The organism is Streptomyces sp. NPDC014882 (assembly GCF_043081325.1).
GTDB lineage: Bacteria > Actinomycetota > Actinomycetes > Streptomycetales > Streptomycetaceae > Streptomyces.
In genome coordinates this window covers 48,022-72,819 of record NZ_JBIBWL010000004.1, presented here as the reverse complement: position 1 = coordinate 72,819, position 24,798 = coordinate 48,022, and the positions used below count along the sequence as shown (strand labels likewise).

The 24,798-nt window shown below is 73.7% G+C and carries 25 protein-coding genes and 1 pseudogene; 11 read left to right on the top strand and 15 right to left on the bottom strand.

Annotated elements, in window-relative coordinates; genetic code table 11:
• Nucleotides 1-41 precede the first annotated feature (41 nt).
• On the bottom strand, nucleotides 42-806 hold the full coding sequence (locus ACF09K_RS11560; protein WP_392242573.1) for an acyltransferase: 765 nt from the start codon (nucleotides 804-806) through the stop codon (nucleotides 42-44).
• Between the two features lie 109 nt (nucleotides 807-915).
• Between ACF09K_RS11560 and ACF09K_RS11555 the strand changes: the two genes are divergently transcribed.
• A complete protein-coding gene (locus ACF09K_RS11555; RefSeq protein WP_392242571.1) occupies nucleotides 916-1,443 on the top strand; it encodes a gamma carbonic anhydrase family protein in 528 nt (175 codons plus the stop codon).
• Between the two features lie 58 nt (nucleotides 1,444-1,501).
• On the opposite strand, the gene ACF09K_RS11550 is transcribed toward ACF09K_RS11555, so the two are convergent.
• Complete coding sequence (locus tag ACF09K_RS11550; RefSeq protein ID WP_392242569.1) at nucleotides 1,502-2,179, bottom strand: DedA family protein; 678 nt, start codon at nucleotides 2,177-2,179, stop codon at nucleotides 1,502-1,504.
• A gap of 490 nt (nucleotides 2,180-2,669) precedes the next feature.
• On the opposite strand from ACF09K_RS11550, the gene galU reads away from it, so the two are divergent.
• Nucleotides 2,670-3,695, top strand: a complete 1,026-nt coding sequence (gene galU, locus ACF09K_RS11545) for a UTP--glucose-1-phosphate uridylyltransferase GalU (RefSeq protein WP_392242567.1) — start codon at nucleotides 2,670-2,672, stop codon at nucleotides 3,693-3,695.
• Between the two features lie 86 nt (nucleotides 3,696-3,781).
• Here galU and ACF09K_RS11540 read toward each other — a convergent pair whose 3' ends face one another.
• On the bottom strand, nucleotides 3,782-4,219 hold the full coding sequence (locus tag ACF09K_RS11540) for a DUF4442 domain-containing protein (protein ID WP_392243179.1): 438 nt from the start codon (nucleotides 4,217-4,219) through the stop codon (nucleotides 3,782-3,784).
• 165 nt (nucleotides 4,220-4,384) lie between these two features.
• Here ACF09K_RS11540 and ACF09K_RS11535 point away from each other — a divergent pair, with 165 nt between their 5' ends.
• Together ACF09K_RS11535 and ACF09K_RS11530 are read left to right on the top strand one after the other, a co-directional pair.
• The gene (locus ACF09K_RS11535) at nucleotides 4,385-5,416 is read left to right on the top strand and encodes a hypothetical protein (protein ID WP_392242565.1); all 1,032 of its coding nucleotides are present in this window, start codon (nucleotides 4,385-4,387) and stop codon (nucleotides 5,414-5,416) included.
• 155 nt (nucleotides 5,417-5,571) lie between these two features.
• Entirely contained in the window at nucleotides 5,572-6,924 is a 1,353-nt protein-coding gene (locus ACF09K_RS11530; protein WP_392242563.1) for an MFS transporter, read from the top strand.
• A 38-nt stretch (nucleotides 6,925-6,962) separates the two neighbouring features.
• On the opposite strand, the gene ACF09K_RS11525 is transcribed toward ACF09K_RS11530, so the two are convergent.
• The 3 genes and pseudogenes from ACF09K_RS11525 to ACF09K_RS11515 form a co-directional block, all read right to left on the bottom strand.
• Nucleotides 6,963-7,808: a spermidine synthase gene (locus ACF09K_RS11525; RefSeq protein WP_392242561.1), complete on the bottom strand. Its 846-nt coding sequence runs from the start codon at nucleotides 7,806-7,808 to the stop codon at nucleotides 6,963-6,965.
• A 202-nt stretch (nucleotides 7,809-8,010) separates the two neighbouring features.
• The gene (locus ACF09K_RS11520; RefSeq protein WP_392242560.1) at nucleotides 8,011-8,202 is read right to left on the bottom strand and encodes a hypothetical protein; all 192 of its coding nucleotides are present in this window, start codon (nucleotides 8,200-8,202) and stop codon (nucleotides 8,011-8,013) included.
• A gap of 50 nt (nucleotides 8,203-8,252) precedes the next feature.
• A pseudogene (locus tag ACF09K_RS11515) lies at nucleotides 8,253-8,440 on the bottom strand (DNA alkylation repair protein); the annotation flags it as partial.
• A 49-nt stretch (nucleotides 8,441-8,489) separates the two neighbouring features.
• Here ACF09K_RS11515 and ACF09K_RS11510 point away from each other — a divergent pair.
• On the top strand, nucleotides 8,490-9,308 hold the full coding sequence (locus ACF09K_RS11510; RefSeq protein ID WP_392242559.1) for a TVP38/TMEM64 family protein: 819 nt from the start codon (nucleotides 8,490-8,492) through the stop codon (nucleotides 9,306-9,308).
• Nucleotides 9,309-9,518: 210 nt separating this feature from the next.
• Here ACF09K_RS11510 and ACF09K_RS11505 read toward each other — a convergent pair whose 3' ends face one another.
• Nucleotides 9,519-10,688, bottom strand: a complete 1,170-nt coding sequence (locus ACF09K_RS11505) for a thiolase family protein (RefSeq protein WP_392242557.1) — start codon at nucleotides 10,686-10,688, stop codon at nucleotides 9,519-9,521.
• Nucleotides 10,689-10,836: 148 nt separating this feature from the next.
• On the opposite strand from ACF09K_RS11505, the gene ACF09K_RS11500 reads away from it, so the two are divergent.
• Nucleotides 10,837-11,313 (top strand): winged helix-turn-helix transcriptional regulator, encoded by a 477-nt coding sequence (locus ACF09K_RS11500; protein ID WP_392243177.1) that lies wholly within the window; start codon nucleotides 10,837-10,839, stop codon nucleotides 11,311-11,313.
• 159 nt (nucleotides 11,314-11,472) lie between these two features.
• Here the strand turns inward: ACF09K_RS11500 and ACF09K_RS11495 are convergent, their stop codons facing one another.
• Together ACF09K_RS11495 and ACF09K_RS11490 are read right to left on the bottom strand one after the other, a co-directional pair.
• Nucleotides 11,473-12,399, bottom strand: coding sequence for a PmoA family protein (locus ACF09K_RS11495; protein ID WP_392242556.1), 927 nt, complete (start codon nucleotides 12,397-12,399; stop codon nucleotides 11,473-11,475).
• Entirely contained in the window at nucleotides 12,396-13,619 is a 1,224-nt protein-coding gene (locus tag ACF09K_RS11490) for a Gfo/Idh/MocA family protein (protein ID WP_392242554.1), read from the bottom strand. The genes ACF09K_RS11495 and ACF09K_RS11490 overlap by 4 nt, the downstream gene beginning before the upstream one ends.
• 369 nt (nucleotides 13,620-13,988) lie before the next feature.
• Between ACF09K_RS11490 and ACF09K_RS11485 the strand changes: the two genes are divergently transcribed.
• Nucleotides 13,989-14,864 carry an undecaprenyl-diphosphate phosphatase gene (locus ACF09K_RS11485; protein WP_392242553.1) on the top strand — a complete coding sequence of 292 codons (876 nt, stop codon included), beginning with the start codon at nucleotides 13,989-13,991 and terminating at the stop codon, nucleotides 14,862-14,864.
• A gap of 164 nt (nucleotides 14,865-15,028) precedes the next feature.
• Here the strand turns inward: ACF09K_RS11485 and ACF09K_RS11480 are convergent, their stop codons facing one another.
• Nucleotides 15,029-15,607, bottom strand: coding sequence for a TetR/AcrR family transcriptional regulator (locus ACF09K_RS11480; RefSeq protein ID WP_392242551.1), 579 nt, complete (start codon nucleotides 15,605-15,607; stop codon nucleotides 15,029-15,031).
• A 203-nt stretch (nucleotides 15,608-15,810) separates the two neighbouring features.
• Here ACF09K_RS11480 and ACF09K_RS11475 point away from each other — a divergent pair, with 203 nt between their 5' ends.
• A complete protein-coding gene (locus tag ACF09K_RS11475; protein WP_392242549.1) occupies nucleotides 15,811-15,990 on the top strand; it encodes a hypothetical protein in 180 nt (59 codons plus the stop codon).
• Nucleotides 15,991-16,103: 113 nt separating this feature from the next.
• Here the strand turns inward: ACF09K_RS11475 and ACF09K_RS11470 are convergent, their stop codons facing one another.
• Nucleotides 16,104-17,219, bottom strand: coding sequence for an AI-2E family transporter (locus ACF09K_RS11470; protein WP_392242547.1), 1,116 nt, complete (start codon nucleotides 17,217-17,219; stop codon nucleotides 16,104-16,106).
• Nucleotides 17,220-17,402: 183 nt separating this feature from the next.
• Between ACF09K_RS11470 and ACF09K_RS11465 the strand changes: the two genes are divergently transcribed.
• Both ACF09K_RS11465 and lnt read left to right on the top strand, forming a co-directional pair.
• A complete protein-coding gene (locus ACF09K_RS11465; RefSeq protein ID WP_392242545.1) occupies nucleotides 17,403-17,882 on the top strand; it encodes a nuclear transport factor 2 family protein in 480 nt (159 codons plus the stop codon).
• A gap of 155 nt (nucleotides 17,883-18,037) precedes the next feature.
• Nucleotides 18,038-19,603 carry an apolipoprotein N-acyltransferase gene (gene lnt / locus ACF09K_RS11460; RefSeq protein WP_392242544.1) on the top strand — a complete coding sequence of 522 codons (1,566 nt, stop codon included), beginning with the start codon at nucleotides 18,038-18,040 and terminating at the stop codon, nucleotides 19,601-19,603.
• Here lnt and ACF09K_RS11455 read toward each other — a convergent pair.
• Nucleotides 19,521-20,432 carry a Gfo/Idh/MocA family protein gene (locus tag ACF09K_RS11455; RefSeq protein WP_392242542.1) on the bottom strand — a complete coding sequence of 304 codons (912 nt, stop codon included), beginning with the start codon at nucleotides 20,430-20,432 and terminating at the stop codon, nucleotides 19,521-19,523. The genes lnt and ACF09K_RS11455 overlap by 83 nt on opposite strands.
• Nucleotides 20,433-20,719: 287 nt before the next feature.
• Between ACF09K_RS11455 and ACF09K_RS11450 the strand changes: the two genes are divergently transcribed.
• Nucleotides 20,720-21,232 (top strand): DinB family protein, encoded by a 513-nt coding sequence (locus ACF09K_RS11450; protein ID WP_392242540.1) that lies wholly within the window; start codon nucleotides 20,720-20,722, stop codon nucleotides 21,230-21,232.
• 603 nt (nucleotides 21,233-21,835) lie between these two features.
• Here the strand turns inward: ACF09K_RS11450 and ACF09K_RS11445 are convergent.
• From ACF09K_RS11445 to ACF09K_RS11435, 3 genes are all read right to left on the bottom strand, one after another.
• Nucleotides 21,836-22,315: a hypothetical protein gene (locus ACF09K_RS11445; RefSeq protein ID WP_392242538.1), complete on the bottom strand. Its 480-nt coding sequence runs from the start codon at nucleotides 22,313-22,315 to the stop codon at nucleotides 21,836-21,838.
• Nucleotides 22,316-22,416: 101 nt separating this feature from the next.
• Nucleotides 22,417-23,100 carry a uracil-DNA glycosylase gene (ung, locus tag ACF09K_RS11440; RefSeq protein ID WP_392242536.1) on the bottom strand — a complete coding sequence of 228 codons (684 nt, stop codon included), beginning with the start codon at nucleotides 23,098-23,100 and terminating at the stop codon, nucleotides 22,417-22,419.
• A gap of 79 nt (nucleotides 23,101-23,179) precedes the next feature.
• Nucleotides 23,180-24,766 (bottom strand): ABC transporter substrate-binding protein, encoded by a 1,587-nt coding sequence (locus ACF09K_RS11435; RefSeq protein ID WP_392242534.1) that lies wholly within the window; start codon nucleotides 24,764-24,766, stop codon nucleotides 23,180-23,182.
• Between the last annotated feature and the right edge of the window lie 32 nt (nucleotides 24,767-24,798).

The following is a 24,798-nucleotide window of genomic DNA, read 5'->3' as shown; positions in this document are numbered from 1 at the left end:
CCTGCACCACCGGTCGGCGGCGGCCGGTGGCGCCGCGCCCGTCACCTCTCCGGTTCGAGTGCGGCGAGCCTCGCCGCCGACTCCTCGTCCAGGCCGGACAGCGCGACCAGTTGGTCGGAGGTCACCCCGTCGGGGATCGGCACCGGGGCCGGGGTGCGCAGCGGCGGCTGCCAGCCCTCGGCGGGGGTCCACCGGCGTACGACCCGGGCGGGCGCCCCTGCCACCACGGCGTGGTCGGGCACCGTGCCGCGCACCACCGCGCCGGCCGCGACGACGACGTTCCGTCCGATCCGCGCCCCCGGCAGGATCACCGCGCCGGTGCCGATCCAGCAGCCGGGGCCGATCTCGACCGGTTCCATCCGCGGCCACTGCTTGCCGATGGGCTGGTGCGGATCGTCGTAGGAGTGGTTGGTGGAGGTGACGTAGACGTACGGCCCGAAGTAGCAGTCGCTGCCGATGGTGACCGTCGTGTCGGCGATGACGTGGCTGCCGCGCCCCAGCACGACGCCGTCGCCCATCCGCAGGATGGGGTCGGGGCCGAGGTCGAGGTCCGGCATCAGGCCGGCCGTCAGCGTGACCTGCTCGCCCACGATGCAGTGCGCGCCGAGGTGGATCCAGGGTTCGCCGAAGACGGTGCCGAGCGGGAAGGCGAGCCGGGTGCCGGAGCCGATCGAGCCGAAGCGCAGCCCGCCGGGGTGTTCGGCGGTGACGGAACCGGTGCGCCGCACCCAGTCCCAGCCCGCGTGGACGGCCCGCTGGGCGAGGCGGCGCCGCCATGATGAGAACGTGTTCTTGCGCTTCGGCACCCGCTCACCGTACTCAGCGCACGCCGGCGCCAGGACGGCGGAAGCCTGTGATCTTCACCCCACCGGGTGACGTACGGTGCGGGGAGCGGACGGACACGAGGAGACGGTGATGACGCACAAGGCGCTGATCGCGGGCATCGGCGGCAGGGAACCGAAGATCGACGAGGAGGCGTTCGTGTCGCCGACGTCCTCCGTCGTCGGGGACGTGACGCTGGCGGCGGGCGCGAGCGTCTGGTACGGCGCCGTGCTGCGCGGTGACGTGGAGCGGATCTCGGTGGGGGCGCTGAGCAACGTCCAGGACAACTGCACGCTGCACGCCGACCCCGGTTTCCCCGTGACCATCGGCGAGCGGGTCTCCGTCGGCCACAACGCGGTCGTCCACGGGGCGAGCGTCGGGGACGACTGCCTGATCGGGATGGGCGCGACCGTGCTGAACGGCGCGGTGATCGGGGCCGGTTCGCTGGTCGCCGCGCAGGCGCTGGTGCCGCAGGGGATGGAGGTGCCGCCGGGTTCGCTGGTCGCGGGGGTGCCGGCGAAGATCAGGCGGCCGCTCACGGAGGAGGAGCGTCAGGGCGTCACGCTGAACGGCACGCTCTACGCCGACCTGGCGAAGGCCCACGGCGAGATCCACGGCTGACGGCTGACGGCTGGCGGCTGACGAGTGGGGCGGTCCCGGACGGGCGCGCGGACGCGGCCTACTCGGCGGCCGCCACCGTCCCGGCCTTCGGCTCGGCGGCGGTCCCGGCCCCGGTCTCCGTCTCGGCCTGCCGCGCGGCGTTCTTCGCCTTGCGCTTGACCACGATCATCGAGGCGAGGCCGATGAGCACGGCCGCCACCAGGCCCAGCCAGGAGAACCGCTTCAGCCAGGATTCGGCGACGACACCCACGTAGTAGATGACGGCCGTGGTGCCGCCCGCCCACACGATGCCGCCGAGGAGGTTGGCGGTGAAGAACCTCCAGTACGGCATGTGCAGGACGCCCGCGAGCGGCCCGGCGAAGATCCGCAGCAGGGCGATGAAGCGGCCGAAGAAGACGGCCCACATGCCCCACTTCTCGAAGGACCGCTCCGCCGCGGCGATGTGCCCCTCGCTGAAGTGCCGGGGGAACTTCTTGCCCAGCCAGGCGAGCATCGGGCGGCCGCCCTTGCGGCCGATGGCATAGCCGATGGAGTCGCCGATCACCGCGCCCGCGGTGGCGCAGGCGCCGAGGATCAGGGGGTTGATGTCGCCGTGCTGCGAGGCCAGCAGCGCCGAGGAGACGAGGACGATCTCGCCCGGCAGCGGGATGCCCAGGCTCTCCAGTCCGATGACCAGGCCCACCAGCGCGTAGATGGCGACCGGTGGTACGGCCTCGAGCCACTCCTGGACGTGCACCGCCGGCTCCTCCCGTGCGAGTCCTGCTTCGCGGCGCGCCGGGACGGGCGCACGCCGGGAAGCCTACCGGGTCGGCCCCGCGACCGGCCCGCCCCGGCCCGTCCCGTGGTGCGGCCCACTCCGCGGTGCGGCCCGCCCCGGCCCAGGAGGCGCGGCCCCGGGGGTACGGCCCCGGAAGCCCGGTCCGGGGGCGCCGCCCCTCGTCACGGCGGGCCGGCCCCGTCCCTGTCGTCACCTTCCCGCCCGCCCCGCGACGGCCTGCACATCCCGCACGACCTCTCGCCGCACCGGCCCCCGGCCCCCTGCGTCCCGTACGGGGACGGGGATCAGGAGCGGGTACTCCCCCGGCGGTACGCACCCGGCACCGCGGGGCCCGCCCTCCGGGCGGACGACGGGAAGACGACGGGAAGACGACGGCAGGGTCCGGCGCACAGGAGTCTCAGAGGCGCCTCCCGGGGAACTCCCATCCCCGTGGTCCAGCATGACCGCCATGAACGCCCCCCGCCCTTCCGCCCCTTCCGCGCCCCCCGCCGGCTGGGTCCCCGCGGCCCCTGTCGCCCCTGCCGTGCCCGCCGTCCGCAAAGCGGTCGTCCCGGCGGCCGGGCTCGGCACCCGTTTCCTTCCCGCGACGAAGGCGACTCCGAAGGAGATGCTCCCGGTCGTCGACAAGCCGGCGATCCAGTACGTCGTCGAGGAGGCCGCCGCGGCCGGTCTGGACGACGTGCTGATGGTCACGGGCCGCCACAAGCGGGCCATCGAGGACCACTTCGACCACGCCTTCGAACTGGAGCAGGCCCTCGCGGCCAAGGGCGACACCGTGCGACTGGACGCGGTGCGCGATCCGGCCCGGCTCGCGGACATCCACCACATCCGCCAGGGCGATCCGCTCGGCCTCGGTCACGCCGTGCTGTGCGCCCGCAACCACGTGGGCGACCAGCCGTTCGCGGTCCTCCTCGGCGACGACCTCATCGACCCGCGCGACGCGCTCCTCGACCGCATGCTGGAGGTCCGCGAGCGGCACGCCGGCAGCGTGGTCGCGCTGATGGAGGTACCGGTCGAGCAGGTCGGCCGCTACGGCTGCGCGGCCGTGGAGCCGTCCGGGGAGGACGGCGTCGTACGGGTCACCGGGCTGGTGGAGAAGCCCGCGCCCGAGAACGCGCCGAGCCGGTACGCGGTCATCGGGCGGTACGTCCTCGACCCGGCGGTCTTCGACGTCCTGGAGCGCACGGAGCCCGGCCGCGGCGGCGAGATCCAGCTCACCGACGCCCTCCAGGAACTGGCCGCGGGCGGCACGGTGCACGGCGTCGTCTTCACCGGCCGCCGCTACGACACCGGCGACAAGGCCGACTACCTGCGCACGGTGGTCCGGCTGGCCTGCGACCGGGACGACCTGGGCCCGGAATTCGTCTCCTGGCTCAAGGAGTTCGTGGCGGAACTGGAGGAACTGGAGGAAACCAGCGCGCCGGCGCGCGAACGGTCCCGCCGCGTGCGGGCGAGGGCCACCGGGGCGGCGTAGCACCGGTGGCCCTCGGCCCCGGAACACGGGTCACGGGCCCCGGAACACGATCACGGGGCACGGAACGCGGAACGCGGCCCGTCCGCTCAGCCGTTGGGCCGCAGGGTCCACACCACGGTCATCTCGCCGGTCACGGCGCCGTCCGCGCGGCGGATCTCGACCGCCACCGGGAACTCGGGCCGCTCCCCCGCGTCGAGCTGGGCGACGACCTCGGCGGCCGGGCGGCCCAGCGTGGCGGTCGCCGTGACGGGCCCCGTCGCGAGCTTGCGGTAGGCGATCTCGGCGCGGACGGCGAGCGGCACGGCCCGGGAGAGCTGGTCACCGAACGCGGCGAGCACGATCGCCCCGCTCGCGGACTCGCCGAGCGTGAACATCGCCCCGGCGTGCGGCCCGCCCACGTGGTTGTGGAACGCCCCCTGGTCCGGCAGAGCCACCACGGCCTTCTCCGTCCCGGTCTCGAGGAACTCGAGGTTCAGGGTCCGGGCCATGGGCACGGTGGCGGCGAGCATCTCGCCGATGGACATCTGCTCTGCGCTCATGCCGCGATGTTACCCACGAGTAGAGTCCGTCGGCCAGAGGGCGGGAACGGGGAACCCGCGTGGGAAGGAACGCGCCGCAACCGATTCGGTACCGCCCTGACGAGGGGCGGTGACCTGTTCGTGTCATGGGCGGCACTAGGGTTTCCGGCCATGTGGCCAGGACAGCAGCCGCCCGGGGGAGAGCAGAACCCGCAGGCGCAGAACAACCCGTACCAGCAGCCGGGATACCAGCAGCCGAATCCGTACCAGCAGCCGGGATACCAGCAGCAGCCCGGTTATCAGCAGCACCCCGGCGCCTACGCGCAGACCGCCCAGTGGGGGACGCCGGGGGCCCCGGGCTCCCCGCAGCCCGGCGGTGGCGGCGGGAACCGGACGAAGGTGGTCGCGATCGTGGCGGCCGCGGCCGTCGTCCTGGCCGCCGGTGTCACCGGATTCCTGGTGCTGGGCGACGACGACCAGCCGGAGGCCGGGGGCAAGGGCGGTGCGAGCCCGACGGTGTCGGTCGAGCCGAGCGGCTCGGTCTCCTCCTCGTCCGGCACGGACGACAACCCGCGCGACGCCGAGACGGAGAAGCCGACCGTGGCGGGCTGGAAGGTCGTCGTGAACCCCAAGTGGGGCATCGCCTTCGACGTGCCCGCGGACTGGGAGGTCCAGTCGCCGGGCCTGAGCCAGGGCTTCGAGTGGGAGGACAAGGAGCAGCCCGACGGCTACGACGCGATCATCCAGGGGGGCACGGCCGAGTACAAGTCCAAGTGGTGCACGTCCGACGACGACAAGGACGGCAAGACCGACGACACCTCGCTGGCCGTGGTCGGCAGCAAGGGCGCCGAAGGGGCGAAGAACACCGACGAGATCGCCCTCAACACGCCCGCCTGGTGGGTGTTCGGCGGCTACACCGAGCCGGACCGCAAGAGCATCACCACCGACAAGAAGGCCACCCCCTTCACCACCGCCTCGGGGGTCGAGGGCAGCTACGCCTGGGCGCGGTCGACGAACACGCCCCAGAAGGGCAAGTGCGCCAGCGACGGCAAGGCGATCACCTTCGGCTTCAAGAACTCCAACAACGACTACGTGTCGTGGAACCTGTACGGCGCCAGGGGCGTGAAGGACGAGCTGCCCGAGGCGACCGTCCTGCAGATCCTCGCCACCGTGCGGTTGCACGGGGAGCCGACCGGCGGCTGAGGCGCCACCGCCCGCGCGCCGGCGCCTCGCGTGCGACCGTCCGCATGCCGCCGTGCGTGCGACCGTACGCATGCCGCCGTCCGCGCGCGGCTCCCCGGCCGTCGGGAGCGGTCGCCGGTTTGCCGGATCGGCGGCCGGGCGGGGATAGTCGGCCGGTGACCTCAGCCGCCGACCCCCGTCCCCGCCTGCGCAGACCCTCCTGGGCGGGCCGCAACTACAGCCTGCTGACGGCCGCCGCGTTCGTCACGGGCCTCGGGGCCAACGGGGCCCTCATCGCCGCCGCGTTCGCCGTCCTCGAAGCCGGCGGCGACGGCGGCGACGTCGGTCTGGTGGCGGCGGCCCGCACCCTGCCGCTGGTGCTGTTCCTGCTGATCGGCGGGGCGGTCGCGGACCGCCTGCCGCGGCACCGGGTGATGGTCGCGGCCAACGCCCTCAACGGTGTGTCGCAGGCCGCGTTCGCCGCGCTCGTCCTGACCGGCGAGCCGCGGCTGTGGCAGATGATGCTGCTGACCGCCCTCGGCGGCACCGGCCAGGCGTTCTTCAGCCCGGCCGCCGAGGGCATGCTGATGTCCTCGGTGCGCGGCGAGCAGGCCGGCCGGGCGTTCGCGGTGTTCCGGATGGCGATGCAGGGGGCGGGCCTCGGCGGTGCGGCCCTCGGCGGCGCCATGGTCGCGGTGATCGGGCCGGGCTGGGTGCTCGCGGCGGACGCCGCCGCCTTCGCCGTCGCCGGGTCGCTGCGCGCGTTCCTCGACGTGGGGCACATCCCGGTCCGCGAGCGCGGCGGCGGCCTGCTGGCCGACCTGCGGGAGGGCTGGCACGAGTTCAGCGGCCGCCCCTGGCTGTGGGGCGTCGTGCTCCAGTTCTCGATCGCCAACGCCGTCGTGGGAGCGGCCGACGCGGTCTACGGCCCCCTCGTCGCCCGGGACCACCTGGGCGGGGCGGGCCCCTGGGGTCTCGCCCTCGGCTTCTTCGGCGCGGGCACGGTGGCGGGCGCCCTGCTGATGACCCGCTGGAAACCGCGCCGCCTGCTCTTCGTCGGCACCCTCTGCGTGTTCCCGCTGGCCCTGCCCTCGGCGGCCCTCGCCGTGCCGGTGCCGGTCGGCGTGCTGTGCGCGGTGATGTTCCTGACCGGCGTCACCCTGGAGGTGTTCGGCGTGTCCTGGATGACCGCCCTCCACCAGGAGATCCCGGAGGAGAAGCTCTCCCGCGTCTCGGCCTACGACTGGTTCGGCTCGGTGGCCCTGGTTCCCCTGGCCATGGCCCTGGCCGGCCCCTCGGAGTCCCTCTTCGGCCGCACGGCCTCCCTGTGGGGCTGTGCCGTCCTCGTCGTCGTGGTGACGGCGGCGGTCCTGTGCGTGCCGGACGTACGCCGCCTGACCCGCCGCACGAAGCCGGTGGCCGGCCGGCGGGCGGCAGCGGACCCCGCCGGCCCCCTCCCCGGGACACCGCCGGACCGGGCCGCGCCGGCCCCGGCGAAGCCGGACGGAGGCACCGGCGCGCTCGGGTGAGGTCCGCGCACGGGTTCCCGCGCGCGGACCGGCGCCGGTCACCCGATCCCGAACGCCCCCTCGGGCGGCACCGGTGACGGCACCGCGTCCTCGTCGCCCACCGGCCGGGCGTCGCCGGTGAACTCCTTGAGGGACGCGCCGTGTTCGACGCGGGCCGGGAAGGCGTCGGAGGCCGCGCGGCGGGCCAGGGGCGGGACGTCGAGGGGGTGACGGGCGGCGACGAGGACGGCGTTGCCGAACCGTCGGCCGCGCAGCACCGCCGGTTCGGCGATGACCGCGAGGTGCTCGAACACCACCGCGAAGGTGGCCAGTTGGGAGCGCAGGAAGGCGAACGGGGCCGCGTCCGCGAGGTTCGCCAGGTAGACGCCGTCCGTGCGCAGCACCCGCCCGGCCTCCCGGGCGTAGGACAGCGTCGTCAGGTGGGCGGGGACGCGGGAGCCGCCGAAGACGTCGGCCACCAGGATGTCGGCGGAGGCCGCCGGGGCCGTCTCCAGCCAGTCCCGCGCGTCGGCCGCGTGCAGGGTGATGCCGGTGCCGGCCGGGACCGGCAGCTGCTCGGCCACGAGGTCCAGCAGTCCCCGGTCGGCCTCCACGACGTCCTGCCGGGAGCCCGGCCGGGTCGCGGCGAGGTACCGGGGCAGGGTGAGCGCCCCGCCGCCCAGGTGCAGCACGTCCAGCGGCCGGCCGGCCTCGGCGACGGTGTCCAGGACGTGCCCGAGCCGCCGGGTGTACTCGAACTCCAGGTGCGTCGGCTCGTCCAGGTCGACGTACGACTGCGGCGCCCCGTCCACCGTCAGCAGCCAGGCCCGCTCCCGGTCGACGTCGGGCATCAGCTTGGCGGTGCCGTGATCGACGGCTCGGGTGACGGGTATGGAGTCGTTCACCCTGTCATTGTGCCCGGAGGCCCGGCAGGGCCGTGCGGTCCAGCGGGGGGAGCGGGCGGCACACGCCGGGGCGGGGCACCGCAGAACCCGGGGTGGAACCAGGCGCCAGCAGGGCGCGCGCTCAGCGGATCGCGGAGGGGGGTACGACAGGCAAAGCGCACTGAATGACGAAAGAGCCCGTCAGGTGAGTCCGACGGGGCTCTCAGGTGTCCTGCTGCTCCGCCTCCGGCCTCGCCCACTCGATGCCGCACCGTGCGTCACCGTCGAACGGGGCACCGCGTCGAACGGCCTGCGTCACCGTGATCTTCTCGATAGCGACCCGAAGGAGGTCGCGGCGCATCGGCAAACCAGCTGCTTCCCAAGCCTCTTCGAGCATGTTCGCGTCGTCGGACATCGTCAGGTCGACATGGTTACCGCTCAGCGCGTTCGCACGCTCCTGTGCTTCTGGGACAGGGCCCGCCGCTCGGGTGCGGGAATGCCCAGCAAGGGGGCCGCGTCCTTCATGCAGGCGCGCACGGCCGCCGCCCTCGCGGGGTCGGCCGCGGCGCCGTACACGGTGGTCAGCCGCTCCAGGACGGTGTCGGCGAGAGCGCTGGGCGTGTCTCCCCCACCCCTGTTCCGGTGACGGTCATGAGACGCACCATACGGCGATCACACCTGTCCTTCGGTTAGTGTCGCCGGATGCTCGATGCCCACACCCGCTCTGGGGGCACCGCAACGGCCTCTCCCCGGGCCGCCGCCACTGAGCTGGTCGTCCCCGCACCGCTCGTGCCCCTGCCCGCCGCCCTCCCCTCCGTCCTCCCCGTCGTCGCCCCGGCGTCGACGGGGTTCACCGCGCGCCGCGCGAGAACGCTGTTCTCGCCGTGGGCGCGGTTCTCGCTCCTGGTCACGCTCCTCGCGGCGGCCGCGTCGAGCGTGCTGCTGTTCGAGCCGCAACGGCTGCTCTCGGAGGGCTGGCCACCCCAGCTGGGCGGAGTCGCCGCCGCGTCGGTGTTCGCGGTGGCGTACGGCCTGTGCACGGTGGCGTTCGTACCGCGCCCGTTGCTGAACCTGGCCGCCGGAGCGCTGTTCGGCTCGCAGTGGGGGGCCGGCGCGGCGCTGGCGGGCACGGTGCTGGGCGCCGGGCTCGCCTTCGGGCTCGGCCGGATCCTCGGCCAGGACGCGCTGCGGCCCCTGCTGCGGGGGCGGTTGCTGAAGGCGGCGGACGGCCAGTTGAGCCGGCACGGTCTGCGGTCGATGCTGGCGGCCCGGCTGTTCCCGGGGGTGCCGTTCTGGGCGGCGAACTACTGCGCCGCCGTCTCGCGCATGGGCTGGCTGCCGTTCCTGGCCGCGACCGCGCTCGGTTCGATCCCGAACACGACCGCGTACGTCGTCGCCGGAGCGAGCGCCTCGTCCCCGGCCTCGCCCCTCTTCCTGATCTCGATGGCGGCCATCGCGCTGCCCGCGGCGGCGGGCGCCGTGGTCGCCTGGCGCAAACGCCACCACCTGCGCCGCCGCTGACGCCACCGCCGAGCCGCCGCCGGCACTCGTGCGGACGCCACCACCGGAGCGACCGCCGGCACCCCTGCGGACGGCCACCTCCGGGGCCATCGCCGGCGCTCGTGCGGACGCCGTCACGCACAGGCGTCGGCGTCCGTCGTGCCGAGGAACCGAGACACCGAGGCGCCCGCGCGAGTGTCGGGCGCCTCCGTGTGCGGGGCGCGTCGCGGGTCAGACGCCCTCGAGGATCATGGCGTTGGCGAGACCGCCCGCCTCGCACATCGTCTGGAGGGCGTAGCGGGCCCCGCGGTCGCGCATGGCGTGGACCAGGGTCGTCGTCAGCCGGGTGCCGCTCGCACCCAGCGGGTGGCCGAGCGCGACCGCGCCCCCGCGCACGTTGACCTTGCGCGGGTCGGCGCCGGTCTCCTGGGCCCAGGCGAGCACGACGGCGGCGAAGGCCTCGTTGACCTCGAACAGGTCGATGTCGTCCAGGCGCAGGCCCGCCCGGCGCAGGACCTTCTCGGTCGCCGGGACGACTCCGGTGAGCATCAGCAGCGGGTCGGAGCCGGTCACGGCGAAGCTGTGCAGCCGGGCCAGCGGGCGCAGGCCGAGACGGGCGGCGGTGTCGCCGGACGCGATCAGGACGGCCGAGGCGCCGTCGTTGACCGGACTGGCGTTGCCCGCGGTGACGTTCCACTCGATCTGCGGGAAGCGCTCCGCGAAGGCGGGGTCGTGGTAGGCGGGCCGGAGTCCCGCCAGCACGTCCAGGCCGGTGTCCGGACGGACCCACTCGTCGCGCGACACCCCGTCGAGGGGGGCGACCTCGGCGTCGAACAGGCCCTCCTGCCAGGCCCCGGCCGCCTTGCGGTGCGAGGAGAGGGCGAAGGTGTCCATCTGCTCGCGCGTGATCGACCACTTCGCGGCGATGAGCTCGGCGCTGATGCCCTGCGGGACCAGACCCTGCGGGTAGCGCTCGGCGACGCCCGGACCGAAGGGGTCCTTGCCGGGCGGGACGTTGGACCACATCGGCACCCGGCTCATCGACTCCACACCGCAGGCCACGACGAGGTCGTAGGCGCCGGAGACGACGCCCTGCGCCGCGAAGTGCACGGCCTGCTGGGAGGAGCCGCACTGCCGGTCCACCGTGGTCGCGGGCACCGTCTCCGGGAAGCCCGCCGACAGGAGGGCGTACCGGGTGGTGTTCATGGCCTGCTCCCCGACCTGGTCGACGGTGCCGCCGATGACGTCGTCGATGAGCGCGGGGTCCACGCCGGAGCGCTCGGCGAGGGAGCGCAGGGTGTGGGCGAGGAGTTCGACGGGGTGGACGTGGGCGAGGGAGCCGTTCGGCCTGCCCTTGCCGATGGGGGTGCGTACGGCTTCGACGATGACTGCGTCACGCATGTGCGGGCCTCCTTGGCCGCCGGGCGGTGACCGGTCGCCGCGCACGGCGATTACCGGCGAGTAGGAAATCCGGACTCACCATAGCGTGACGAGTTGGAAAATCAAACCTATGAGTTGGGAAATCCAACCCTCATCTAGACTGGGCGGCATGGCCGCCTCCACCAAAGACCCGCGTCCCTGTTCCATCGCCGACGCCCTGGCACTGGTCGGCGAGAAGTACTCCCTGCTCGTCCTGCGGGAGGTGTGCCTGGGCAACGGCCGCTTCGACCAGCTGGTGCGCAACATCGGCGCCCCGCGCGACATCCTGGCCACCCGGCTGCGCCGGCTCGTGGACGCGGGGATCCTGACCAAGCGCGCGTACAGCGAGCGCCCGCAGCGCTTCGAGTACCGGCCCACCCGGGCGGGGCTCGAACTGGAACCGGTCCTGCTGACGCTCATGGCGTGGGGCGACCGCCACCTCCGCGCGGACGACGACCGCCCCATGGTCGTCGAGCACGTCTGCGGTCACGAGATGGTGCCCGTGGTCACCTGTACGGCCTGCGGCGCCGCGGTCCACCACGAGGACATCTCGGCACACCCCCAGGTCCCCGGCTGGACGGTGGCGGGCCCCACGGCCGCCGCCTGAGCGCCCCCTCCCCGGACCGGACGCCGCGGGCGCGCCGGGATCCGGCCGGTCGGCGGGGGCCGGCGCCCGGAGCGGATCCCGCGGCCCCGGCGGCGTCCGGGCGGGAGCCGCCCGGCGCGGTGACCCGCGACGCGGCCCACGCCGGCGGTCGGTCCCCGCTCACCAGGGATGCGCCGCCAGGTACCCGGCGATCTCCTCCCGCTCCCAGGCGCCGTCCGCCACGACCACCCGGTAGCGGCGGGTGAGGGTGTCGCCGGGGGCCAGTTCCAGCTCGTCGTGGAAGGCCCAGGACGGGGCCACGCCGGCGAAGGGCTCGTTGCGGACGAACCAGTGCGCGGGATGCGACCCGGCGTCGCCGGACTGGTCGTTCTCCGGGGCGTGCGCGAAGACGACCGTGGCGTGCCCGTCGGTGCCGTCGTGCTCGCCGGACAGCGCGAGCCAGGGGCCCTGTGTGCCCATCAGCGCGGGCCCCTCACCGTCGGGGCCGATGATCCGGCCGCCGCGGAAGGCGCGCGGGCCGCGCCAGAACAGGCCCGTGTAACCCGCCATCTCCCGTCCGGCGGTGGTCGGACTGCCGAACCGCAACGGCTCCCGGCGGCGGTTGGTGATCGCGCTGGTCCAGGTCAGCGCCCAGGAACCGGCGGCCCGGTCCACGTCGTGCACCTCGATCCGGCGCCGCTCCTCGGCCCACAGCCCCCCGCCGTGCGGATGCCAGGTCAGCCGTTCGGCGAGGGCGACCCGGTCGCCGTCCGCCGTGACCTCGTCGAAGCCGACGTGCGCCATCGAGCCGACGCGCTCCGGGAGCGCGAGGTACCCCTCACCGTGGACGTAGCTGTTGCCGCCCCACAGGTTGGCCCCCGAGAGGTGGGAGGCGGTCAGCGACAGCCCCTTGTGCCAGCGGTGGTCGTTGGGCCGGTAGTCGGTGACGACGTCGCCCGCGAGGGTGCGCAACGGGTGGACGTACGGCTTCGGCGCCTCCCAGGCGGCCTCGGGCCGGTAGACGTACGCGAGCAGTTCGACGCCGCTGCCGGAGTCGGTCACGGTGACGCGGTCCCCGTGGACGTGGACGAGGCGCAGCCCGGTCATGCCGCCCCCTCCCGGCCGCCGACCGGAGCGGCAGGGGCGGCAGGAGCCGCGGCGGGCCCCGCCGCCGTCCCGGCGGCGGGAGCGACGGGGGACGTGACGACGGGTGCCCAGCCGGGGGCACCCCCGTGCAGGGCCGTGTAGAACGGGTCGCCGGGCCCGATCTCGCCCCGCCGCACCGTCACGTCCGTGAACGCCGACTTGTACAGGGCGCTGACCAGTTCCAGGCTGGTGCGCCCGTCGGCGCCGCTGCTGCGCGGCCGCCGGCCCGCCCGCATGCCGGCGACGAGCTCCCGCAGCTGGGCCAGGTGCGAACTGGGCACGTCCGTGCCGAAGTCCTGCCAGGCCGCGGCCCGCCGCGCGGGGACGTCCCGCGCCGGGGTGATCCGCCAGTCGTCGTTGCCGTGGCCGTAGAGGTGGGTCAGCTCCACGGTGGCGTGCTCGCAGTCGACGCGGATGCGGCTGACCTCGTCCGGGCTGAGGACGCTGTTCACGATCGTGGCCATGGCGCCGTTCTCGAACCGGACCAGGGCGGTGGAGACGTCCTCGGTCTCCACGTCGTGGACGAGCCGGCCGGCCATGGCCCGCACCTCGCTCCACGGCCCGAGCAGATCGAGCAGCAGATCCATCTGGTGGATGCCGTGCCCCATCGCGGGACCGCCGCCCTCGGTGTGCCAGCGTCCACGCCAGGGGACGGCGTAGTAGGCGGTGTCGCGGTACCAGGTCGTCTGGCAGTGGGCGACGAGCGGCCGCCCCATCGCCCGCTCGGCGAGCAGCCGCCGTACGTGATCGGAACCGGACCCGAAGCGGTGCTGGAAGACGATCGAGGCGTACGGCCCCCCGGCGGCCCCCTCCTCGGCCATCACGGCGTCGTAGTCGGCGAGGGTCGGCACGGGCGGCTTCTCGCACCACACCCAGGCTCCCGCCCGCAGCGCGGCGACGCTCTGCTCGCGGTGCAGGGTCGGCGGGGTGCAGATCGTCACCAGGTCGGGGCGTTGCTCCGCGAGCATCCGCTCCAGATCGGTGTATGGGTGCGGGATCCCGCCCTCCGCGCAGAAGGCCTCGACCGCGCCGGCGTCGATGTCGACGGCCGCCACGACCTCGGTCTCGCCCTCCGCCGCGAGCTGGGCGAGCGCGGGCAGATGGGAGCCGCGGGCGATGGCACCGGTGCCGACGACGGCGGCGCGGATGCGGCGACCGGCGGGCGGAGGGGATGGGGACATGGGCGTGATCAGCACTCCTCCGACGAACGGCCCGGCAGCGGGAGCGAAAGCGGCCGGCACGACAAGCACGGCGAGCACGGCGAGCACGACAAGCACGACAAGCACGACAAGCGCGGCGAGCACGACCACCGACATAGCAAGCGCTTTCTCCCGGCAGCAACGTAAGCGGCGACCCCCTGGCCGGTCAACACGTACGCCCTGTTCGGCCGCCGTGCGCGCTTCCCCCGCGGGCCCCTCTTCGAAACCCCTGTGCCGGGCCCGTCACCCGGGGGCGCTACGCTGCCCCTGACACATCACTTGATCACCGCGCGCGCGGCGGCTCGCCGTGCCCGTCGCCCTCCCCGATCGGCACTTGGACTCCGTAACCTCATGTCTTGGTTTGAATCTCTCATCCTCGGACTCGTCCAGGGGCTGACCGAGTTCCTCCCCGTCTCCTCCAGCGCGCACCTGCGGCTGACCGCGGCCTTCTCCGGATGGGAGGACCCCGGGGCGGCCTTCACGGCGATCACGCAGATCGGCACGGAGGCCGCGGTGCTGATCTACTTCCGCAAGGACATCGGGCGGATCATCTCCGCGTGGTCCAGGTCGCTCTTCGACAAGACGATGCGCAAGGACCACGACGCCCAGATGGGCTGGCTGGTGATCGTCGGCTCGATCCCGATCGGCGTCCTCGGCGTCACCCTCAAGGACCAGATCGAGGGACCGTTCCGCGACCTGCGGATCACCGCGACGATGCTCGTGGTCATCGGCATCGTCATCGGCATCGCCGACCGGCTGGCCGCCCGCGACGAGAACGGCGGCCGGCACCGGGCACCCAAGCAGCGCAAGGGCCTGGAGGACCTGGGCGTCAAGGACGGCCTGATCTTCGGCCTCTGCCAGGCCTGCGCCCTCATCCCGGGCGTCTCCCGCTCCGGCGCCACGATCAGCGGCGGCCTGTTCATGGGCTACAAGCGCGAGTCCGCGGCCCGCTACTCGTTCCTGCTCGCCATCCCGGCGGTGCTGGCCTCCGGCGTCTTCGAGCTGAAGGACGCCATGGAGGGCGGCCACGTGGACTGGGCGCCGACCGGGTTCGCGACGGTGGTCGCGTTCGTGTCCGGATACGCCGTCATCGCCTGGTTCATGAAGTTCATCAGCACCAAGTCGTTCATGCCGTTCGTGTACTACCGCGTGGTCCTCGGCATCGTGATCATCGTCCTCGTCTCGATGGGCGTCCTGAGCCCGCACGCGGCGGAGTCGGCGGGCTGATCCCGCCCGGGCGGCAGTCGGACCCGCGCAGCCCCGGCACGGTCGTTCCGCGACCGTGCCGGGGCTGCGCGCGTTAGGCGGCGGCACAGGACACGGGGCGGGCGGCACACGGCATGCGGCAGGTCGTGGACGGCGGGCAGCGGGCAGCGGGCAGCGGGTCCGGCCTACCCGGCCGCCACGATCCGGTCGACCGCCGCCGTCACCAGCTCGTCGCGCTCCGCCGCCGTGAAGACGTCCGGCAGGGTGAGCTGCTCCACGATCAGCCAGTTGAGCGCCAGGATGAGCAGCTTCACCGCCATGGCGTCCCCGGGGAGTCCGGAGGCCTCGTGGTAGGCGACGTTCGCGTCGACGTCGGCACGGACCCGCTCGGTGAGGACCCCGCGCAGTTCGGGCCGGCGGGTGGCCTCGAGGCGCAGTTCGAGCAGGGCCAGGTAGCCGGTGCGGAACGAGGCGACACGGCTGACCAGTTCACGCATCAGCTCCGCGTACGTCTCCCGGTCGCGGCCCGCCGTCCGCTGGCGGGTGAGCGTGGCCTCGTCGGGCTGGAGCCGCTCGTAGACGCGGGCGCCGGCCTGGGTGAGCAGATCGTCGCGGTTGGCGAAGTAGTTGGACGCGGTACCGACGGGCACGGCGGCCTCGGCGTCCACCGCCCGGAAGGTCAGGCCCCGGGCTCCCTCCCGGGCCAGCACCTCGATCGCGGCATCGACCAGGGCGGCGCGCCGCTCGTCGTTCCGTCTCGCCATGGACACCCTCCCGTCGCGTCATCGGACCACTCCGGCGAGAGTACTACGCGTGAAGTTGTCGCGAGGGGCGGCGGGAAGCCGCCGTCCCTCGCCGCGACCCGGGCACCGCCCGGCCACGGCGAACGCGGCCCGTGACCGAGCCCATAGGGTTTGCGTAGCCACCCGGTAGCGCAGTGTCAGTGCTTGCCCCTAGGCTGTTGCGCATGTCCCCGAGTTCATCAGCCCCTGGTTCCGTGCGGTCTGCCGCCGAGTTGAACGAGCAGATCCGGGCTCTGTGGCTGCGCGCGGGCGGGTCGCTGTCGGCCCAGGAGCGGGCGGAGTACGAGCTGTTGGTGGTCGAGTGGGCCGCGGCCATCCGCGGGGAGGTCGTCAAGGCGGCCTGAGGCCGGCCCGTCGCGGCACACCGCCCGGCCCGGCCCCCGCACTGCCGCCGACCCCGCCCGACCGAACCCGACCGGACCCGACCGGCCCTCCTGTCCGAACCGCGCGTGGCGCGCTACGACGGCACCACGACCCCGTCGTGCGCCTCGTCCGCCCCCGACCCCTCGGCCGGGTCGGTGAGCTGCTCGCGCACGTAGTTCCAGACCACCGCGAGCAGTGCCGCGACCGGCACCGCGAGCAGGCTGCCGACGATCCCGGCCAGACTGCCGCCGAGCGTCACCGCCAGCAGGACCACCGCCGCGTGCAGGCCGAGCCCCCGGCTCTGGATCATCGGCTGGAAGACGTTGCCCTCCAGCTGCTGCACCACGACGATGATGGCCAGCACGATCAGCGCGTCCGTCAGACCGTTGGAGACCAGCGCGATGAGGACCGCGACGAATCCGGCGAACAGCGCGCCCACGATCGGCACGAACGCGGAGACGAAGGTCAGCACCGCGAGCGGAAGCACCAGCGGCACGTCCAGGATCCACAGCCCGAGACCGATGAGCACCGCGTCGAGCAGACCCACGACCGCCTGCGACCGGACGAACGCGCCCAGCGTGTCCCAGCTGCGGGCGGCCACCGTCGGAACGTCCGCGGCGAACCGGCCGGGCAGCTGACGGGCCAGCCAGGGCAGGAACCGGGGGCCGTCCTTGAGGAAGAAGAACATCAGGAAGACCGCCAGGACCGCGGTGACCAGGCCGTCGACCACCGTGCTCACTCCCGTGACGACGGTGGTGACCACGCTCCCCAGACCGTCCTGGGCGCGGGCGACCCCGGTGTCGAAGGCCTTGTCGATCTGGTCGTCACCGATGTTCAGCGGCGGCCCGGCGGCCCATTCGCGCACCCTCTGCAGGCCTTCGACGACCCCGTCGGTCAAGTCCCCGGACTGGGAGGCCACCGGCACCGCGATCAGCGCCACGGTCCCCGCGGCGACCAGGAGGAACAGGACGGTCACCAGCGACGCGGCGAGGGCGGGCGGCCAGCCGCGCCGGCGCAGGTAGCGCGTCGGAGGCCAGGTCAGGGTGGTCAGGAACAGGCCGACGACGAGCGGCCACACGATCGACCACATCTGCCCCAACAGCCACAGCGCGACCGCGAGCCCCACGAGGAGCAGCAACAACTCGGCGGATATGCGCGCCGACGCGCGGAGCGCGGCGCGGGTCCTCGTGGAACTCAACGTGGCAGACATGGGGCTCACCCTATGGGTACGCCGACCGGGGGGACGCCGGCCGGGGTCACGCAGGGCGGGGCCGGCCGGGCGGGGGCCGGCCCGGTTCCCCACGGGAGGTCTTCGGCGGGTTCGCCGCGCCGATCGGGCGGACGTACCCGCACGGCCCTTGGCGCGGCGCCCGCCGTGCCCAACACTCGGGCCATGACGCAGCGTGTGGAACTCGCGGCCGTACTGGACCGCCTGGCCGTCGACGGACTGATCACCGACTACGCGGTCGCCCTCGACGACGGCGACTGGGCGGCCTACCGGGCCCTGTTCACCCCCGGCGGGCGGGCGGACCACCGCTCGGCCGGCGGCATCGAGGGAGAGGTGGGGAAGGTCGCCGCCTGGCTGGAGGAGAACATGCGGCTGTTCCCGGTGCGCCAGCACCTGATCGTCAACCGCCGGCTGCGCTTCGGGGTCCTGGAACAGGACCTGGGCGACACCGCCCGCGTCCAGGCCGACTACCTGAACCCGATGCGGTCGGCGGGCGGGGAGGAGGAGGCCGCCGGAACGCCTGACCTCGTGTCCGGCGGCCGGTACGACTTCGCCCTGCTGCGGACGGAGGACGGCTGGCGGGTGCGCGAGGTCGTGGTGCGGGAGAAGTGGCGCCGGCTGCCGGGCCGGGACGTCGCCGGCTGACCGGACGGCGCCGCTTCGCCGCCCCTCGCCCCTCTCGCCCCTCTCGCCCTTCTTGCCCTTCCTGCCCTTCCTGCCCTTCTTGCCCCCGGGACCATCTGGCCGGAGATCGCCCCGGGCGCGCACACTGGAGCGACCACGGGGTAGGGAGGTGCCGTATGAAGACGTTCGGTCACTGGCTCTCCTCCCCGTGGCGGCGCTCGGCCCTCGTGGCCCTGGCAGGCGCGCTGCCCGTCCCGGCCTTCCCGGCACCCGGCCTGTGGTGGTGGGCGTACGCCGCGCTGGTCCCCTGGCTCCTGCTGGCGCGTTCGGCGGCCACGGGCAGGCGGGCCCTGTACGACGGCTGGGCCGGCGGGTTCGGGTTCATGCTGTCGATGCACGTGTGGCTGCTGCCGAGCCTGCACGTCTTCACCCTGGTCCTCGCCGCCCTGCTGGGCGCGCTGTGGGCGCCGTGGGGCTGGCTGGCCCGCCGTTTCCTCGGCGGGGTGCCCTCGCGGGGCCGGGCCGGAGCCGCGCTGCTGGTGCTGCCCTCGGGCTGGCTGGCCGTGGAGCTGGTCCGTTCCTGGCAGGGGCTGGGCGGGCCGTGGGGTGTGCTCGGGGCCAGTCAGTGGCAGGTGGAGCCGGCGCTGCGGCTGGCGTCGGTCGGCGGGGTGTGGCTGCTGAGCCTGCTGGTGGTGGCGGTGAACGTCGCCCTCGCCCTGCTCGTCGCGGTGCCGGCACACCGGGTGCCGGCCGTCGCCGCCCTGCTGGCGACGGCCGCCGCGACCTCCGCCGCATGGGCGTGGTCGCCGCGGCCGGAGACCGGCGGGCAGGCGCGGACGGCCGTCGTCCAGGCCGGTGTCGTCGACGGGCCCGAGCGCCGCTTCGACCGCGAGGAGCAGCTGACCCGCCGGCTGGTCGGGCAGGACGTCGACCTGATCGTCTGGGGGGAGAGCAGCGTCGGGCACGACCTGGCCGACCGTCCCGACCTGGCGCGCCGGCTGGCCGCGCTGTCGCGCGCGACCGGCGCCGACATCCTGGTCAACGTGGACGCCCGCCGGTCCGACCGGCCCGGCATCTACAAGAGTTCGGTCCTGGTCGGACCGGACGGACCGACCGGCGACCGGTACGACAAGATGCGGCTGGTGCCGTTCGGTGAGTACGTCCCCGCCCGGTCGCTGCTGGGCTGGGCCACGTCCGTCGGCAAGGCGGCCGGCGAGGACCGGCGGCGCGGCACGGAGCAGGTCGTGATGAACACCGGGTCGGGCCTGCGCATCGGCCCGCTGGTGTGCTTCGAGACGGCGTTCCCCGACATGAGCCGCCATCTCGTCGAGGACGGCGCCGACGTCCTGGTCGGCGAGTCGTCGACGTCGACGTTCCAGGACAGCTGGGCCCCCGCGCAGCACGCCTCGCTGGGCGCCCTGCGGGCCGCGGAGACCGGCCGCCCCTTCGTGCACGCGACGCTGACGGGCGTCTCGGCGGTGTACGACGCGAGCGGCGGGCGGCTCGGCCCGCGGCTGGGGACGGACGCGAGCACCGTCGCCGTCTACGAGGTGCCGCTGGCGCACGGTGTCACCCCGTACGCCCGCTTCGGCGACTGGCCGGTCCACGCCGCCCTGCTCGTCCTGCTCGGACTCGGTGCGGTGGAGGGGACGCGGGCGGTCAGATCGCGCCGGAACGCTCCCGCACCGCTCGGACCACCCGCTCGCACAGTTCGTGAGTCGCCAGCGCGTCCCGGGCGCTGAGCGTCCTTCCCGCCCGGACGGCGTCGAGGAAGGCCCCCGCCGCCTGCTCGATGCCGCGCTGGCGGGCCACCGGCACCCAGTCGCCGCGCCGCCGCACGGTCGGCTGCCCCTTGTGGTCGATCACCTCGGCGAGGTTGACCACCTGGCGCTTGGTGTCCTGGCCGGACACCTCGAGGATCTCCTCGTTGGACCCGCTGAGCCGGTTCATCACCCCGAGCGCGGTGAAGCCGTCGCCGGAGAGCTGGAGGACGACGTGGTGCAGCAGCCCGTCCTCGACGCGGGCCCGCACGGTCACGTCCTCGACGGGTCCCGGGACGAGGAAGCGCAGGGTGTCGACGACGTGGATGAAGTCGTCGAGGATCGTCACCCGCGCCTCCTCGGGCAGGCCGACCCGGTTCTTCTGCATCAGGACCAGCTCGCGCGGGTGGTCGGCGCACTGCGCGTACCCGGGGGCGAACCGCCGGTTGAAGCCCACGGCCAGGCTGGTCCCGCGCTCCTCCGCGAGCGCGACGAGCCGCTCGGAGTCGGCGAGTTCGTACGCCAGCGGCTTGTCGACGTAGGTCGGGACGCCCGCCTCCAGGAGCCGGGTGACGATCTCGGGGTGGACGGCGGTGGGGGCGTGCACGAAAGCGGCGTCCAGGCCCTGGGCGAGCAGTGCGTCGAGGTCGCGGTGGCGCTGCCCGGCCGGCAGGCGCAGGCCGTCGGCGACCCGGTCCAGGGTGGCCGGGGTGCGCGTCTGGAGATGGAGTTCGATCCCGGGCAGCGCGCCGAGCACCGGCAGGTACGCCTTCTGCGCGATGTCGCCGAGTCCGATGCAGCCGACCTTCACGGGGGCTCCTTCACTGCTGGTCCGCGCCTGTCTGCACGGCAGCATACGGGGCCCGGGGCGGCGGCCCGCGGGCGCTCCCGCCGGGGCCCGCGGCAGGAGACCGGGCCGACGGCGGGCCCGCCGCCGCGTACGGCGGCGACGGCCGGGGCCCTCCTGCCCGCCGGCCTCCCCTGCGGACCTCCCCCGCCGGCCTTCTCCACGGGCCTCCGCCCGGCGGCCTCCCCCACGGGCCTCCGCCCGGCGGAAAACGCGTGGCGGCGAAGGGCCCGCCGGGCGACCATGCGGGTATGACGACCGAGCGCGCCGAACCCGTCCAGAACGCCGACGAACGCACCATGCTGGAAGGCTGGTTGGACTACCACCGGCAGACCCTCGCGTGGAAGTGCGAGGGCCTCGGGGACGACCAGCTCCGCACCGCGTCCGTCCCGCCCTCCGAACTGTCCCTGATGGGGCTGGTGCGGCACATGGCGGAGGTCGAGCGCAACTGGTTCCGCAGGGTTCTCGTGGCCGACGGGGCCGGCCCGATCCACTACACCGACGAGGACCGCGACGGCGAGTTCCACCTCACCGAGGAGGACACCTGGCAGGAGGCGTACGCCGGCTGGCAGGCCGAGATCGCGATCGCCCGGCGCAACGCGGCCGGCTTCCGGCTGGACGAACTCTCCCGCGGCGGCAGCCGGTCCACCGGGGAACCGTTCAGCCTGCGCTGGATCTACACGCACATGATCGAGGAGTACGCGCGGCACAACGGCCACGCCGACCTGCTGCGCGAGCGGATCGACGGCGTCACCGGCGACTGACGCCGCGTCAGCCCGCGTACCGCGCATCCTCCCCGAGGGGCACGCGATCACCCGTACGGGGCATCCTCCGCCGGTCCGCCGTGCCTCCGCGAGCCGGAGCCAGCAGAGTGGCGCGGGTGCAGCGAACGACGACTACCGCAACGCTTCTGGTGACCGTGGCCGTCACGGCCCTCGCCGGATGCGTGACCGTCCGGTACCCGCCCGTCCGCCCGCCCGCGGCCCCGGCCCAGCCGTCCGTGCCACGGCCCGACGGACGGGCCGGGACGCAGGTGGTGCAGGCGCCGGCCCGGGAGGCCCTGGAGATGGTCGGGACGGAGCCGGGGCGGGAGTCGGGCCCGGCGTCACCACGGCGGGCGGCCCCCGCGGCACCCGTCGCGCCCGCCGGACGTCCCCCGTCCGCCCGCCCCCGCCCGCCGGCCCCGGCGCGCCCGGAACGCCGTCCCCCCGCCCGGCCGCGCGTCGAGGTCCCCGCCGTGCGGGAGGGGGCGCGCGGCAAGGCCGACGTGTGCGGTCTCGGCAGGAAGTACGGGGGCTGGCGGCCGGGCAGCCCGGAGTCCGTGATCTGCGAGGGCACCTACGGTCGCTGAGGCTCCGCCGCCCCGCCTACTCGGACCGCGGGTGGTCCTGACCGCCCTCCCCCAGCCGCAGCTCCATCCGGCTGATGGCCGCCCGCACGCCGTCGCCGTAGGGGTCGTCGCCGAGTCCCCGGGCGGCTCTGCGGGCCTTGCGCACGTGGGTGCGGGCGGCTTCGGTACGGCCGAGTTTGACGTAGTCCGCCGCGAGGTTGAGGTGGAGCGAGGGGTACAGCGCCCGCACGGCGGGCGCCCGCTCGTGCTCCTCGGCGGCGGTCAGCGCCCTCAGGTCCCAGGCGAGTTCGTCGAAGGGGTCGTCCTGGGTGTCGGCGAGATAGTGGGCGACGGTGCAGCGGTGCAGTGCGTCGCCCTCCTCCCCGAGCTCCTCCCACAGCTCCAGCAGGCGCCGTCCGGCCTCCTCCCGGTCTCCCCCGTGGTGCAGCATCACCAGCTGCCCGATCCGGGTCAGCACGGCGTCCGGCGCCGCCTGTTCCTGCCGATGCTCCGCCACGAACCCTCCTTGCGTTGTTGCGAAGACGCTAACCGCAGGCGCCGGGGATCCCGGTCAGGCGGCACCGGGCCGGTCCGCCGGGGGAACCGGCCCGGCGGGGATCAGGTCAGGTCCGGCACCGTCCAGTCGATCGGCTCGTGGCCCTGCCGGGCCACCGCCTCGTTGATCTGCGTGAAGGGACGGGAGCCGAAGAACTTCTTCGCCGACAGGGGTGAGGGGTGCGCGCCCTTCACCACCGCGTGCCGGGTCTCGTCGATCAGGGGCAGCTTCTTCTGCGCGTAGTTCCCCCACAGGACGAAGACCGCCGGGTCGGGCCGCTCGGCCACGGCCCGGATCACCGCGTCGGTGAACCTCTCCCAGCCCTTGCCCTTGTGCGAGTTGGCCTCGCCGGCGCGGACCGTGAGGACCGCGTTGAGCAGCAGCACGCCCTGCTGGGCCCACGGCATCAGATAGCCGTTGTCCGGGATCGGGGTGCCCAGCTCGGCGTGCATCTCCTTGTAGATGTTGCGCAGCGACGGCGGGATCCTCACCCCGGGCCGCACCGAGAAGCACAGGCCGTGTCCCTGGCCCTCGCCGTGGTAGGGGTCCTGGCCGAGGATCAGGACCTTCACCCGGTCGTACGGCGTCGCGTCGAGCGCGGCGAAGACCTCCTCGCGCGGAGGGTAGACGGGACCCTCGGCCCGCTCCTGCTCGACGAACTCCGTCAGCTCCTTGAAGTAGGGCTGCTGCAGCTCGTCGCCCAGGACCTTGCGCCAGGTCTCGGGCAGCATGGCGATGTCGGTCACGTCAACGTCCTCCGTCGTGCGGTCGCTTACCGGCCACAGAACCTACAGGTGACCACTGACAACGGCGGCCGTGGTGCGCCTACCAGCTGGTCTTGCGGGACAGCTCCCACACCATCATGATCGTCGACGGGTCCAGCGCGCGCTCGCCGCCGGAGACGTCCTCGTTCGCGGCGATGTACTGCTTGCCCTGCCACAGCGGCAGCAGCCGGGCGTCGTCGACGAGGATCTGCTGGGCCTCCTGGAAGTCCTTCACCACGTTGGCGCGGTCGCTCTCCTGGCGGGAGCGGGGCAGCAGCACCTGGGTGATCTGCTTCTCCGGGTAGGGCGTGCCGAGCGCGTTCTGCTCGCCGACGAAGGGGGCGATGAAGTTGTCGGCGTCCGGGAAGTCGGGGGCCCAGCCGCGGCCGAAGACCGGGTACTCGCCCTTCTGGTAGCCCACGACGTAGGTCTTCCAGGGGCGGCTCTTGAGGGTGACCTCGAAGAGGCCCGACTTCTCCAGCTGGGCCTTGAGCTCCTTGAACTCCAGGGCCGTGTCGGAGCCGTAGCGGTCGGTGGTGTACCAGAGCGTGAGCGGCACGGGACCGGTGATGCCGGCGTCGTCGAGGATCGCGCGGGCCTTGCCCGGGTCGGGGTCGCCGAAGTCGTCGAAGAAGCCGGTGGTGTGGCCGGTCAGGCCCTTGGGGACCATCGAGTACAGCGGGTCGACGGTGTCCTTGTAGACCTTGTGGGCGAGCGCGGCCCGGTCGACGACCTGGGCGACGGCCCGGCGCACGGCCAGCTTGTCCGACCACTTGTCCTTGGGGTTGAACACCAGGTAGTTGATGTTGCTGGCGGCGCCCTCGACGAGCTGGAGCCCCTCGTTCTCCTCGCCCTTGTTCTCCAGGGCGACGATGTCGTCGGCGGCGAGGCCCTGGTAGGTGATGTCGATCTGCTTGCCCCGCAGGGCCTTGACCATCTCGCCGGAGTCCTGGAAGTAGCGGATGGTCACGGCGTCGTTCTTGCGGTCGGCCGCGCCCTTGTAGCGGTCGTTGCGGACGAGTTCCGCCCGGTCGCCCTCCTTGTAGTCCTTCAGGTCGTACGGACCGGAGCCGACGATGCCGGCGTCCTTGCGCACCGCCTTGGCGGGGTAGTCGTCCGGGGCGACGAGGGACATGCCGGGGGTGGCGAGCACGAACGGGAAGGTGGCGTCGGCCTTGTTGAGCCGGAAGACGACCTCGCGGTCACCGACGGCCTCGACCCGGTCGAGGCTGCCGAGCAGCCCCGCGGGGCCGGTGGGCGCGTTGATGGCGAGGATCCGGTCGAAGGTGTGCTTCACGGCCTCGGCGTCGAGCTTGTCCCCGTTGGAGAAGGAGAGGCCCTCCCGCAGCTCGCAGCGGTACGTCCGGCTGCTGCGGTCGGTGAACTCGCACGTGGCGGCGTCGGGCTGGGGCGTCGTCGCGCCGTTGGGGTACGACAGCAGCGTCTGGTAGACGTTGCGGAACAGCTCCCAGGAGCCGTCCCAGGAGGCGGCGGGGTCCAGCGTGCTGGGAGCGCTGGTGGTGCCCACGACGATCGGCCCGGCGTCGTCGGAGCCTTCCTCTCCCAGGAGGCTGCACCCGGCCACCAGGGATATGGACACGATCGCCGCGACCTGCTGCAAGGATCGGTTCCGGTTGAACACGCGCACGCTCCTCGATCTGCCATGCCAAGGGTTGGCAG